12 protein-coding genes are annotated in these 13311 nt (G+C 60.0%); 6 read left to right on the top strand and 6 right to left on the bottom strand.

Annotated elements, in window-relative coordinates:
- Positions 1-2: 2 nt before the first annotated feature.
- From AAC979_RS04140 to AAC979_RS04130, 3 genes are all read right to left on the bottom strand, one after another.
- Positions 3-662, bottom strand: a complete 660-nt coding sequence (locus AAC979_RS04140) for a hypothetical protein (RefSeq protein WP_371345548.1) — start codon at positions 660-662, stop codon at positions 3-5.
- 119 nt (positions 663-781) lie between these two features.
- Complete coding sequence (locus tag AAC979_RS04135; RefSeq protein WP_371345532.1) at positions 782-1534, bottom strand: CbtA family protein; 753 nt, start codon at positions 1532-1534, stop codon at positions 782-784.
- A gap of 11 nt (positions 1535-1545) precedes the next feature.
- Positions 1546-1773, bottom strand: a complete 228-nt coding sequence (locus tag AAC979_RS04130; RefSeq protein WP_371345531.1) for a CbtB-domain containing protein — start codon at positions 1771-1773, stop codon at positions 1546-1548.
- Between the two features lie 447 nt (positions 1774-2220).
- Here AAC979_RS04130 and AAC979_RS04125 point away from each other — a divergent pair, with 447 nt between their 5' ends.
- Complete coding sequence (locus AAC979_RS04125) at positions 2221-2577, top strand: transporter substrate-binding protein (RefSeq protein WP_371345547.1); 357 nt, start codon at positions 2221-2223, stop codon at positions 2575-2577.
- Positions 2578-2592: 15 nt separating this feature from the next.
- On the opposite strand, the gene AAC979_RS04120 is transcribed toward AAC979_RS04125, so the two are convergent.
- A protein-coding gene (locus AAC979_RS04120) for an IS3 family transposase (protein ID WP_371344771.1) occupies positions 2593-3782 on the bottom strand; the annotation gives its coding sequence in 2 pieces (ribosomal slippage) (positions 2593-3533 and positions 3533-3782; 1191 coding nt in all).
- 41 nt (positions 3783-3823) lie between these two features.
- On the opposite strand from AAC979_RS04120, the gene AAC979_RS04115 reads away from it, so the two are divergent.
- From AAC979_RS04115 to AAC979_RS04095, 5 genes are all read left to right on the top strand, one after another.
- Positions 3824-4732: a transporter substrate-binding domain-containing protein gene (locus AAC979_RS04115; protein WP_371348994.1), complete on the top strand. Its 909-nt coding sequence runs from the start codon at positions 3824-3826 to the stop codon at positions 4730-4732.
- Between the two features lie 60 nt (positions 4733-4792).
- On the top strand, positions 4793-5470 hold the full coding sequence (locus AAC979_RS04110; RefSeq protein ID WP_371345546.1) for an ANTAR domain-containing response regulator: 678 nt from the start codon (positions 4793-4795) through the stop codon (positions 5468-5470).
- Between the two features lie 523 nt (positions 5471-5993).
- Positions 5994-7028 carry an aliphatic amidase gene (locus tag AAC979_RS04105; protein WP_371345545.1) on the top strand — a complete coding sequence of 345 codons (1035 nt, stop codon included), beginning with the start codon at positions 5994-5996 and terminating at the stop codon, positions 7026-7028.
- Positions 7029-7145: 117 nt separating this feature from the next.
- Positions 7146-7952 carry a CbbQ/NirQ/NorQ/GpvN family protein gene (locus tag AAC979_RS04100; RefSeq protein WP_371345543.1) on the top strand — a complete coding sequence of 269 codons (807 nt, stop codon included), beginning with the start codon at positions 7146-7148 and terminating at the stop codon, positions 7950-7952.
- A gap of 11 nt (positions 7953-7963) precedes the next feature.
- Complete coding sequence (locus AAC979_RS04095) at positions 7964-10168, top strand: nitric oxide reductase activation protein NorD (protein ID WP_371345541.1); 2205 nt, start codon at positions 7964-7966, stop codon at positions 10166-10168.
- A 112-nt stretch (positions 10169-10280) separates the two neighbouring features.
- Here the strand turns inward: AAC979_RS04095 and AAC979_RS04090 are convergent, their stop codons facing one another.
- Both AAC979_RS04090 and AAC979_RS04085 read right to left on the bottom strand, forming a co-directional pair.
- A complete protein-coding gene (locus tag AAC979_RS04090; protein WP_371345540.1) occupies positions 10281-11759 on the bottom strand; it encodes a YdiU family protein in 1479 nt (492 codons plus the stop codon).
- Between the two features lie 159 nt (positions 11760-11918).
- Positions 11919-13271 (bottom strand): hypothetical protein, encoded by a 1353-nt coding sequence (locus tag AAC979_RS04085; RefSeq protein WP_371345539.1) that lies wholly within the window; start codon positions 13269-13271, stop codon positions 11919-11921.
- Positions 13272-13311 lie beyond the last annotated feature (40 nt).

Here is a 13311-nt window from a genome sequence, read left to right as displayed (position 1 = left end):
TTTCAGGGACGCATCCTGCTCGACGCTTTGGTAACGGCAGCGCGCCCGAAAGCGGCAGTCAAGCCACCAGCCACAGCAAAACAGAAAAGCCAGCCAGCGACCGCGACTGGCCGAAGTGGCACGATGAATTCGCCAGTATGAAAAATCTCCACGCTGCTCTCGCAGAGTACAAAAGTTGGAGACATCGCCCGATCTCTTTCAACTGCCGCGACGATTTCGTTTGCCTCCTCGCGGGCCATTGCCTTGGTCGCCAAGTCTTGAAGGAGCGCCCAAGCCCCGGCCAGATAAGCGTGGGAGCAAAGGTTGAAGCTGCTTGCCTCATTCTCGATCGCTCTTGGGATAAGGCCCCAAAGGCAATACATTCGCTGAATTTTCGTATAGTTCAGCAGTCGGCGGAACCGATCGTCCGTGCGTGTCTGCCTGTCGGCCAGGGCGATGATGGAGCCGAAGTAGGCAGACACAAACGCCATATCGGAGTGAGTGATTGCCGGGATCTCAAGTCCACGTGGCAAGTCATTTTCGGTATTTGTTCGAGGCTGATGTGCCTCGGCCGCAGCCTGCAGTGCCAGGAGCAGTGCCCCGACAAGGAAAAACCGAAGAGCGTAGGCTGTCGAGGAAGCCGCCGCGGGCCGCTCGATCATTGCTGCGAGGAAGATTGCCATCCTTTTGCGCTCCTTGCCGCACGTCATGGGGTCGGGGTGAGCGGCGGCCCTTGCAGCGACGTGCGGATTGCACGTTCCGCCCTTTGTGAGGGGTCGGGTTCAGCCGTGCCGTGTGAGGGTCATTGCACGGCCTGGCTGTGGGGCGCGGCGGGCTTTTGTTTGGTGTGGATTGCCGCGAAGGCGGCAGCGAGAACGGTCCAGAAGATGACGTGGGCGGCCAGGGATGCGAGGCGGAAGTTGTGGAGCGTGTCGATAGGGAAGGCCTCGGGGATCTCGTTGATCGAAGGCAGGGCGGCCATTGCCAGAGCGATGGCGACAACATAGGCGCCTGCCGCGAGGAGGCTGGCGCGCCAGCCGCCGAGGGAAGCCCAGAGTCTGCGTGCTGTGATAAGTGAGGCCACGGCGGTGATCAGCGAGAAGGCCATCATCACGAAGTAGAGCTGTGTGCGGGCGTTGATGGTGTCCCCGCTGCCGACGGCGGGCGGATTGGGCGGATATTTGAGCGCGGGGACGAGGATCGCCGCGATCAGGCCGACGCAGGCCAGGAGGATCGCCGTGCTTCGTGGGCTGAGAGGGCCGAGGCGTCCATTGGCGAAGGCAAAGGCGATGGCGAAGAGGCCGCCGACGCCCGCGCCATAGACGAGGACGCCAGTGAGCAGGCCGATGCCGGCCTGGATCTGCCGGCTGACGAGTTCAGGCTCGGTCGCCATGGCGTGCCCGCCCTGCGGGAGCGCCTGGGCGGCCTCCATGCGTTCCTCGAAGGCGATGGCGTGCTCGATCTGGGATTCGCCGAAGGCGTGGAGGAAGACGAAGATGACAAGGCCGGCGACCAGACCGGCCAACATCCCCTTGAACAAGAGTTTTCCGGCCATTTTCTCACTCCTCAGTGGCAGGGGAAGCCGAGCAGGTGGCGGGCGTCGTGCACGTATTCGTGGACGTAGGACCCCGAGAAGAGTGAGAGGGCGCCTTCTTCGACACCGACGAAATAGATGGCCAGAACCATCATGAGGCCACCGAAGACGGCCCAGGGCAGGACGTCGCGCAGGGGAATGGCGACGGGCGCGGCCCTCGAACCGGTAAGCTGGGCATTTTGCGGCATGACAGTCGACATGATTATCCTCCAGGTTTTCGGGCTAACAACGCAAAACGCCCCACGCGGCCCGTCCCATTGAGGGGGCGAGAGCAGTGGGGCGTTGATGCCGATATTTTCGGATAGCTGTGTTGCTGGCAAAAAACTTGCATAGGCTCTACCGCCTGTCAAGCGCAGCTGTGGGGTTGTGGCCGGGCGCATCGGCCAGAGTCCGTATGGGGAGTGGTGCATCGGCGGCGCGGTGCTTCCGGGCCTTAAGCCGGTGATCGGCCCGTCGCTGCATCTGGTGCTTGGAATAAAATGATCGGGTTCTGTCTATGTGAGATGCAGAGTGGACGTTTGAATACGCCGTTGACACTGCTGTCCCGGCTCTTCTACGTGTTGTGACGCTGGCCGCGTCAGCTTTGGTCCCGACGTATTCCGCTCGCCAGACCTCATCCATTATTCCTATTTTTTGAATCCGTGAAGATGACCCGAAGTATATCGTATGATCATCTCGGTACAGAGCAAATTACGGCATCCAAATGTAGGGATCACGCTATGCTCAGCAGCAGAAATGGATCTTCCCACGGCCGTGAAAGGACTTCCGAGCCCTGGCGCGTCGGTGTTCTCTTTTCGAGAACTGGCTTTATGTCCGTAATCGAAGAAACCCAGCTTCGAGGCACGCTAATCGCCATCGAAGAGATTAATGACGCTGGTGGCATCAACGGTAGGCCCGTTATTCCGAGCATCTACGATCCTGGTTCAGACGTGAGATCTTATGGGCAATATGCGAAACGTCTCATGGTTGACGACGGTGTCAGCACAATATTCGGATGCTACTGACGTTGCCCCCAACTTCTATCCAACTGTGAGTTCGTTCTGGCGGTTGGATTTGCCCTCTCGGGCGTGGGGAGCGGCGGGGGCAGACGCGGAGCCGTTCATGATGCGGAGCGTCTGATCCCGCCGCGGATGGAATGTTGAGGCGAAGGCCGTTGGCGTCTGCCATCCGAGCTTCGAGTGCGGCCGGGCGGTGTTATAGTCGAGCTGCCACCGGGCGAGAGCGGCTCTGGCGTGAGACAGGCTGGAGAACAGCGTCTCGTTCAACAGCTCGTCCCGAAGGCGCCCGTTGAAGCTCTCGATGAAGCCGTTCTGCATCGGCTTACCCGGCGCGATGTAGTGCCACTCGACCCGAGCTGTGTCGGCCCAGCCCAGAATGGCATTGGAGGTGAACTCGCTGCCATTGTCACTGACGATCATCTTCGGCCGGCCGCGCTCTGCCAGCAGCCGATCGAGTTCGCGAGCGACCCGGACCCCGGACAGCGACGTGTCCGCCACCAGTGCCAGGCATTCGCGGGTACAGTCGTCCACGATGGCCAGCATCCGGAAGCGCCGGCCATCGGTCATCTGGTCGGCAACGAAGTCGAGCGACCAGCGCTCGTTCGGTCGCATCGGGATCATCATCGGCGCCCGTGTCCCGATCGCCCGCTTGCGACCGCCTCGCCGGCGGACCATCAGCCGTTCCTCACGGTAGAGCCGGAACAGCCGCTTGTGGTTGACCCGGAAGCCCTCCCGCCTGAGCAGGACGTGGAGACGCCGGTACCCGAACCGCCGTCGCTCCTGGGCGATGGCCTTCATGCGCTCACGCAGCGAGGCGTCATTCCCGCGCGTGGCTCTGTATCTCATGGTCATGCGGCAGAAGCCGGTGGCTTTACACGCCCGCCGTTCGCTCATCCCATGGGCTTCCATGAGGTGGGAGACAGCTCTGCGCCTGGCAGCGGACGTCACCACTTCTTTCCCAGGAGATCCTTCAGCGCGACGTTATCCAGCATGGCGTCGGCGAGCATGCGCTTCAGCTTGGCGTTCTCGTCCTCGAGCGCTCGCAGCCGTTTGGCCTCCGACACGTCCATCCCGCCGAAACGGGCCTTCCATTTGTAGATGCTGGCGTCGCTGACCCCGTGCTTGCGACACAGGTCCGAGACCGGCACCCCGGCCTCGTGCTCCTTCAGGATGCCGATGATCTGCTCTTCCGTGAAGCGGCTGCGCCTCATGTCCTGGTCCTCTCAATGGGCCAGAACGAACTTCAAACTGGATTAGAGATGAGGGGCAACGTCACTACACCTCGGCGAGCCGGAAGGCGGTTCTTCCCGTTGTCGAGCGCCTGAATGGACTGCTTTGGTATCCAACTTTGTATGAGGGTTTCGAATTTTCGCCAAATGTCTTGTACACCGGAGCGACGCCAAACCAAAACTCAGTGCAGCTTTGCAAATTACTTATGGAGAATTTTGGAAGGCGTTTTTATTTTGTTGGATCGGATTATATTTATCCGCGCGAATCAAATAGAGTTATGCGTGAACTGGTTCACAGTAATGGTGGTACGGTTGTCGGTGAGATGTATCTTAAGTTGGAATCCAAGCGCAGCGAGTTCATGCCGGTCCTGCGAGACATCGCAGATGCGCAGCCTGACGTCATTTTTTCGACGGTGGTCGGGGAGTCGACAACATTTCTCTACCAGACCTATCACGATTTCGGGCTCAATCCGAAATGCGTCCCGATCGCGAGCTTGACGACGACAGAAGCTGAAATACGCGCCATGGGGTTCGACGTCGGGGAGGGGCATTACACGGCGGCTTCATACTTTCAAGGTGTTCAGACCGAGAGGAACAGTAGGTTCGTCAGTCGATATCGTGAACGGTACGGTGACGATGAGCCGACCAACATGTGTTTGGAGGCTTCCTATTTCCAGGTTAACCTTTTTGCCCGTGCGCTTGAGCGGACTAACTCGCTGGAAACGTCACTTCTGCGCAATTCAGTCATGGGCGCGGAGTTCAACGCGCCGCAGGGAGCTGTATCGATCAATCCTTTGTGGGGGCATGCCGACGTCTGGGCCCGGATCGGGAGGGCCAACCGTCAGGGGCAATTTGACATCGTTTATCAGTCTCCGACCAACGTTAAGGCTGACCCTTACCTGGTCAGTCACGGTTTCGGCCACGATCGATGAGAGGATTACAAGCAATTGTGCAGTGCGGGGAGCATGAAATGAGTCGCTTGGGGGGCCGATTTGAAGGATGAGCAGAGGGGCGCCGCCGCGTATCACGATCAAAACTTGGAGTCTGGATCAGGCGCCCATCGTTCATCTGGTCGGGTGGGCGCAGGCGAACCGCGTCGGCAGGGCGGTCGCTCTACCGAACTCAATGTCGCCGTGTTTGTTGACCGCGATGACAATGGCGAATTTCTTATTCGTGAACTCCAAAGATTGCGGGCTGTCGTGCGGCATATCTGGCCGCTGCCGGCGCAGCTGCCGCTTCAGTATGATGTTATTTTTTGCTTGGTGTCGGAAGATTTGCCGCAGCGCATACCTTGGGTCCCGGGTGAACCCTCGTCGGCACTTGTGCTCGTGGACGATGGCAAGCTTCCGCTGAACCTGGAGCTAATTCATAACTGCGCGGGCCATGGTATGTTGTACTTTCCCGCGACGTCGAGGATGATCCAGACCGTACTGATGCTTGCCCGCGAAAGCTTCCAATACGAACGCCGCCTTCGGGGGCGCATCGACAAGCTGGACGATAGCCTCCGTACAACACGCCTCGTCGAGCGGGCGAAATCACTCTTAGTGCGCACGAAAAACATAAGCGATGAAGAAGCTTACAGCTTTCTGCGCACGCGGGCCATGGAGAAGCGCGTGACAATCGGGGCCGTGGCGTCGACCGTGATTGACAGCTTCGAACTTCTAAGTTAGCAATTTAAGTATAACGTACGGCAACAGGGCCGTTCTGACATTTCCGGTATAACCCTTGTTTTCGCGAGCGCGAAGGCGGGGGTTTATCTATCGGCCGCATCATGGCGGCATCTCTCGGCTGAGCAAGCCGCTCCCACAATCTCATGAGGCAAAACGGCCTCCACATGATCTGCCATCCGGCGGACTGCGGCCGTTTTTTGTCGATGGATCAAACAAGTGGCGAAAAGCACCTCTAAGTCGAAATATCCAGAAAGTTACAAGCGCACTCTTGCGCGGATATCTCCTGAAGAGCGTGGAACACATCCCCGAGGTCGTCTTTGGCTTGCGGCATGGCGCGCTTTACATCTGCGCCTCGCCTTGCCCATTGGCATGGGCGCCACTGCAGCAAATGCGGTCACGACGGTGTGCGTCGTTTCTCAAAAACGTTTCCGACACTGTGGAGCTTGTCTCTCAACGTCCTTCGACGGTGTTGCCTTTTTCCTTCCTATCGTTCCGCAAGTGTAAGACCAAAAGGAGAACTGTCATGTTTCATGGAGACATTACTAGCAGCAATGACACCGTCGGCGTCGCTGTCGTCAATTACAAGATGCCCCGGCTGCATACCAAAGAAGAAGTTCTTGAGAACGCCCGAGCCATCGTCTCCATGATTGAGGGGATGAAGGTCGGTCTGCCCGGTATGGATCTCGTCATATTCCCGGAGTACTCAACCCATGGAATTATGTATGATTCCAAGGAGATGTACGAGACCGCCTCACAGGTCCCGGGTGAGGAGACGGCGATCTTCGCCGAAGCCTGCAAGAAGGCCAATGTCTGGGGCGTCTTTTCGCTGACGGGCGAGCGGCATGAGGAACATCCCAACAAGGCACCCTACAACACGCTCATCCTCATGAACAACAAGGGTGAGATCGTTCAGAAGTATCGTAAGATCATGCCGTGGGTTCCCATCGAGGGCTGGTATCCGGGCGACTGCACCTACGTGTCCGACGGGCCGAAGGGCATGAAGATCAGCCTGATCATCTGTGACGACGGCAACTATCCGGAGATCTGGCGCGATTGCGCCATGCGCGGGGCCGAGCTCATCGTCCGCTGCCAAGGGTATATGTACCCCGCCAAGGAGCAGCAGGTGCAGATTTCCAAGTCCATGGCCTGGGCCAACAACGTCTATGTGGCGGTGGCAAATGCCGCCGGCTTTGACGGCGTCTATTCCTACTTCGGCCATTCGGCGATCGTCGGCTTCGACGGCCGCACGCTCGGGGAATGCGGCACCGAGGAATACGGCATCCAGTACGCCCAGCTCTCCGTGTCGGCCATTCGCGATGCCCGCAAGAACGGGCAATCCCAGAACCATCTCTTTAAGCTGCTCCACCGCGGCTACACGGGGATGATCAACTCCGGCGACGGCGACAAGGGCGCTGCCGCATGCCCGTATAGTTTCTATGCCAAGTGGGTGAACGACCCTGACGCAGCCCGCGAGATGGTCGAGGCCTTCACGCGATCGACAGTCGGTACGGACGAGTGCCCGATCGAAGGGCTTCCGAACGGCTCAACGCATCGCTGAAGTGCGGATGAGGAGCTTCCAGCGCTCCGGCGCCGGAAGCTCCAGGGATCAGCCGCCGTTCGAAGGGCGGTGGCTCGATGCCCGCAGCCGATTGAAGCTTGCCATGAGACAACGGGGATGCTTGAGCCGATGATGGACGCGTACCGCATCGCGGATGAGCCATACTATCGAAGCGTGGCGCATGAGATCGAGCTGTTTGAGGCAGCTTACGACAGCCGAACGCCCGTCATGCTGAAGGGTCCGACGGGATGCGGCAAGACGCGGTTCGTCGAACACATGGCTTGGCGCCTCGGTCGCCCGCTGATCACTGTCTCCTGCCACGAGGACATGACGGCCTCCGATCTGGTCGGCCGCTATCTTCTCGATGCGGACGGCACTGTCTGGCATGACGGACCGCTGACGCTGGCCGTAAGGCACGGCGCGATCTGTTATCTCGACGAGATCGTCGAGGCTCGCCAGGACACGACCGTCGTCATCCACTCGCTGACCGACGACCGCCGCATTCTGCCTCTCGAGAAGAAGAACGAGGTGGTCGTCGCCCACCCCGACTTCCAGGTGGTTATCTCTTACAATCCTGGATACCAGAGCGTCCTGAAGGATCTGAAGGAATCGACGAAGCAGCGCTTCGGCGCCATCGCCTTTTCGTATCCCGATTTGACGATTGAGGCGGAGATTGTCGGCCGCGAGGCCGGGATCGACCTGGAAATGGCCGCCAAACTGGTGCGCATTGCCGAACGATCGAGGAATCTGCGCGGAAAGGGTCTGGATGAGGGCACCTCGACGCGGATGTTGATCAACGCAGGCCGGTTGATCGCCAAAGGCGTTCCGCCTGCCCGGGCCTGCCAGTTCGCCATGGTGGTTCCGATTACAGACGATGCAGACATACGCGATGCTCTGACCGGGGCGATCGATGCTTGCCTCTGACGAGATGCGCAATGACCTGGAAAGCAAAAAAGCCCGAAGTCACGGCCGAGCTGGACTGGCAGCAGCGCTGGCAGGCTGCCCTGAGACGCATCGAGCAGGCCGGCTATGGCCAGGACGTCCATAACGCCTACAAGGTGGCGGGCCCCGTTCTCTGGCGTCGTGTCGGCCCGGCGGCGGCCGTCGATCTGGCCGGATCGATATCCCATGTCGCCATCAGAAGCGGGCGGAGGGCCGCAGCTCTCTTGTCGGCGTCTGCGGCTGAGGCGGCGGAGCTGCTGACGAAGCCCAAGGAGTTCGTCAGTTGGCTGGAGATGGTGGAGTTCGCCGCGAAGAAGTCTCCTGCTTGCGTGCCGCTGCTTTTGGAGCGCACGTCCCGGTTGCTCCGCGTCCTGGATTGTGCGGCCTTTATCGCTTATGTCCGCATGGGCCTCAGCATCGCCCATGCGGATTTGCAACGAGGCCGGGCGTTCTTTGCTCTTGCCAGTCGGGAGGGGCTGACGTGGCTCGACCGGGGCGACGCCGTCAGCCTTGCCGACCGTCGCCCCGGTCTCAATGCTTATCTTGCTGCGCTTTGGGGGCTCAATCCGCCTCTGGTTGAAGTCCCGGCTGACGCGCCAGAGCATCTGCGTCGACGGGCCGGTTTTGGAGGGGGCGGTATCCGCCTGCCAGCGTCGTTCGCCGGTTTCAGTGCTGATGACCAGAAGGACCTCTACCGGGCGACGCTGGCTCACATCGGTGCGCACTATTGCTTCACCCGGGCCGCCTTTCCGGCCTCCGGGTTGCAGCCCCTGCAGATTGCCCTGACCTCTCTGATCGAGGATGCCCGTGTCGAACGCCAGGCGTTCGCCGTGATGCCGGGACTCCGCCGTCTTCTGGGACGATTTCATGTCGCCCGGGCGGACGGGATGCCGACCGCCATCGCCTTGATGGCGCGTCTGTCGCGCGCCCTCATCGACGAGCACTACGCCGACCCGCATGGCTGGGTGGACAAGGGCCGTCGACTGTTCGAGGAGGCCGTGGCACACGACATCGCCGACCAGCAATTGAGCCGCCGGATCGGAGGGATCCTTGGAAACGATATCGGCCAGATGCGCCTTCAGTTCGATGCGAGATCCTATGTCGTCCAGCCCGCTTACCGGGACGACAATCTCGGCCTCTGGGACTTCGGCGACGAGGCTGATCAACCGCCCTTCGAAATGGATGCGGTGGTCGGCGGGGCGGTGATGAATCGGCAGGAAGGCGAAGATGGCCGGAGCGAACAAGATTCCCAGACCCGCCAGTCGGCGGGACGGATCCGGCAGTCTTCCGGCGACGAAGGGCTCGTGTCGGCCCGCTATCCGGAATACGATCATATGAGTGGGCATTTCCGCCCCGCTTGGTGCACGGTGCGGGAGATCTGTACCGGAATCGGGTCCCCCGCCGCCATCGCTGTGCTCAGGGACACGCGCTCCGACCTCGTGGAGCGGCTCTCGGCGCTGATGAGATCGGTGAGCATCAGCCGCCAGGAGCGGGTGAAGCGGCAGCCGGACGGCGAATATCTCGACGTCGACGCTGCCATCGCCGCCATGGTCTCCCGGCGGGCCGGTGAGATCCCGGACACGAGGGTATACGGCCGCTATGAACGTCGCTCCCGCGACATTTCCGTCCTGCTCATGATCGACGTGTCGCGCTCGACCAATGATCCGATCCGCGGAACCGCGACGAGTGTGCTCGAAGTCGAACGACTTGCCGCCTCCTTTATGGCCCGCGCGATGGAAAGCCTGGGCGACCCGTTTGCGGTCGCGGCCTTCTGCTCGAATACGCGCGAAGACATTCGCTATAATCGAATAAAGGATTTCGATCAGCCGTTCGACGAAGATTGCATCGGCCGGCTTGCGGGACTGAAGGGCGATTTCTCGACACGCCTCGGGCCGGTGATCCGGCACGGCGGTCAGGAACTGCGCAGACGGAGTTCCTATCGGCGCCTCCTTCTCATCGTGACCGATGGCGAACCGTCCGACATTGACGTCGATGATAAGGCCTATCTTGTGGAAGATGCGCGGACTGCGGTGCAGGAGCTGAAGCGGGACGGCATGGATGTCTTTTGCGTGACACTGGAGTCCGTCGCGGCCTCCGCCGCAGAACGGATATTCGGACGGAAGTGGTCGATGGCGATCTCCTCGCCGGACGAGCTTCCTCAGAGGTTACCGCAGGTCTATCTCAGACTGCGATCATGATCATGAAATGAGAGCCAAACAGGCAGGAAGGTAAATGCCGCTACTTACCAAGTATGATCTGATTTAAATTTGTTCCACCGCATCTATCGGGTGGGTGAGCGTGAGGCCGAGGTCAGGTACCGCAAAAGGTAGCGCAGATGCGCTCGTGTGCGGCGGGGGCATTGCCATAGGCCGTAAAGGTCGGCCGATCCTCGTAGGGCATTGATAGCGCCCGGCATAACGTATCAAAGAGACCGTAGTCGTTCTGTTCAACCGCAGCCTTGATGGCAGCTTCCACGTGGTGATTGCGCGGTATGAAGGCCGGGTTCACCTGCCGCATGGACTCCTGGATCACATTTAGCGGTCGGGCCTCGGCGCTAAGCCGTCGTCGCCAGATGGCGGCCCAGCCATCGAAGGCCAGCGGATCGTTGAAGAGGGTGCGAACCGGCTCGTCAGCGTCCGGGCCGAAGACACTGCCAGCAAGGCCGCTGAAAACAAGACTGAAATCCGCTTGGCTATCGGCCATGAGGGAAAGAAGGGATTGAACGAGGTTCGCATCTCCGTCCAGCGCCTCACCGAGGCCAAGCTTGGCATGGAAGGCGGCGCGGAACTCTGCATCGAAGCGGGAGCTGTAGCGGCAGATTTCCTCTCGCGCGATCACTTCTTGATCCCGCTCCCGGGCAGCGAGAAGTGGGAGCAATGTTTCGGCAAAGCGGGCCATGTTCCAAAGGCCGATGGACGGCTGATTGCAATAAGCATAGCGTCCGCTCCGATCGATCGAATTGAAGACGGCGGTGGGATCGAAGGTGTCGAGAAAGGCGCAAGGGCCGTAGTCTAGCGTTTCTCCGCCGACCGAGATGTTATCGGTGTTCATGACGCCATGAATGAAGCCGACCGCGAGCCAGCGCGCGATGAGTGTGGCCTGGCATTCCGCCACCGCACCAATGAGCGCCCTATAGGGCCCAGGTTCATGGCGAATGTCCGGATAGTGCCTGTCGATCACATGATCGGCGAGCAGTTGGACTGCCTCCGTATCGCCGCGGTCGGCGAAATACTGGAAGGTACCGACACGGATGTGGCTGGTGGCAACGCGCGTCAGAATTGCTCCGGGCAACACGGATTCACGAAGGACGTTTTCCCCCGTGGTGACGATGGCGAGCGCGCGCGTCGTGGGAATACCGAGCGCGGTCATGGCCTCCGCAACGAGATATTCTCTGAGTACAGGACCAAGGGCCGCGCGACCGTCACCCCCTCGTGAGAAGGGCGTGCGGCCGGATCCCTTCAATTGAAGATCACGGCGCGCTCCGCGTCGGTCGACCACCTCGCCGAGAAGCATGGCTCTGCCATCACCAAGCTGGGGCACGAACCGGCCAAACTGGTGACCGGCATAAACCTGGGCTAGAGGCTCAGCTCCCGGCGGCATGGCGCAGCCGGAAAGCATGTTCAAGCCGGCCGGGCTTCTCAAAAAATCAACGTCGATACCGAGCTCTTCGGCGAGTTTGTCGTTGATGCAGATAAGTGTGGGCGCAGCGACGGGTTTTACTTCCAGACGCGCATAGAAGCGCGCCGGCAGCCTGGTGTAGCTGTTGTCGAAGCGTGGTCCGATCATCATTATAATTCGTTACTGGGAAATATTGTTTGCCATTTTAGAGGGTGGCCGGAGGCATGCGCCAATAAAGCCTCCCCCTTACACATTGAACCGAAAGGCAAGAGAGGCCTTTCGGTTCAATGCTCATTCCACTGCCTGCAGCATGGGAGCTTGCCCGAATTGTCAGGCCTGTTCCAGCGCCTTTGCTTTAGCATCCGCAGTTCCCGATGCCACGGCATTGCCGTAAGCGGTCAGATCATCCTTTTTGACAGAAGGAAGAATGATGTTCGCATAGGACGTCAGTTCATCGAAGAATTCCGAACTGAACGAATGATAATTTTCGCGGTTCTCGCCTAGGTAGATCGTCTTCAGTAGGTCGCCGAGTTCGTCGATCATGACGTCGTGCTGCATATCGCGCGATGTATAGACATGAGCCTCGACATAGTCCGTCTTGTAGCTGTCGCTGAGCCCTGCATAATTCGGCACGAAGCTGATCCATTGATGCAGCACGGCGTCCCAGATCGATCTGGGTTGACCCGGTAGAACCTGAACGCCGGGGTGACTGAATTTCGCGACGTTAAACATAATGGTCTTGCCGCCGGCCTTTTCCAGGACACGCGTCAGATGGTCGGCCTTGTCGGAAACGGCCCAGCGCATGAATGAGTCGGCGACGAAGCGGTTCGTAACGAGCTGTTTGAAATGCTGGCGGACCTCCCTGAGCCCGGTCGTTGTGTAGGCCGTCAGGCGCTGCCAGCTATGCTCCGTGGAAACGATGAAGCATCCACCAGGGAAGACGTTCTTGTCCGCCGAGCCGAACGCCGCCCGATCGATGTCCTCGATCGCCATCGTCTGCGCGAGATTGTTTTGATACGCGCCGTCACCGCTGTGGCTCAGTTGACCGAGGCCCACCAGCTGAACGGCATCGCCGAGACCGAGCTTGGCGAGTTCCCGAGCGATGTCGAATGCCATCCCGCTGCCGGTTCCCCCCGCGAGACCGAAGGCTATGAGCACGGTTGACGAATGGGTGCAGCGCTTGACCTGGTCGGCGAAGCGCTGCAAGGCGCCGGCGACAGGCTTGTCATCGAGGTAAAGGCCGAAGGCGGCGATTGCTTTGGCCACGGCGCGTGGAGTGTGTTCACCAGCCTTTGGCGGCTCGAAGGCCTTCGGCAACGGCGAAAGGAGACCCTCGCCACCTGCGTCGGTAAAAAGGGGAAGCACGGCCTCGATCTTTTTCTCAAACGTCGCCTTGTCGGGGGCATCGAGCACCAGCGCCTCGTGGTGGTATTTGTCGGCCGCAATCCCCCGTGAGGTGAGGCGTGCGCCAAATGAACGGGCATAGTCATTCGCGATCTCGATATCGTCGTCGCCGATGTCGATCACGAGGCTCGCCAGGGCCGTTCCTTCCCGAGTGAGATTGTCCTCGGCCTCTCCGGTACGGAACAGGGCCTCGACGTAGACAGCGCCGGTGCGCCCGATGCCGATAACGTGGACACAATGCGGCTCGGAACTCTGCTTGTTGTCTGCTGTGGACATCATTGATTCCCCTAGCTATTTGTCGTTCGGTCAAAACTTGCGA

It is taken from the genome of Ancylobacter sp. IITR112, from assembly GCF_041415945.1.
Classification (GTDB): domain Bacteria; phylum Pseudomonadota; class Alphaproteobacteria; order Rhizobiales; family Xanthobacteraceae; genus Ancylobacter.
This window is presented reverse-complemented; position numbering and strand designations above follow the sequence as displayed.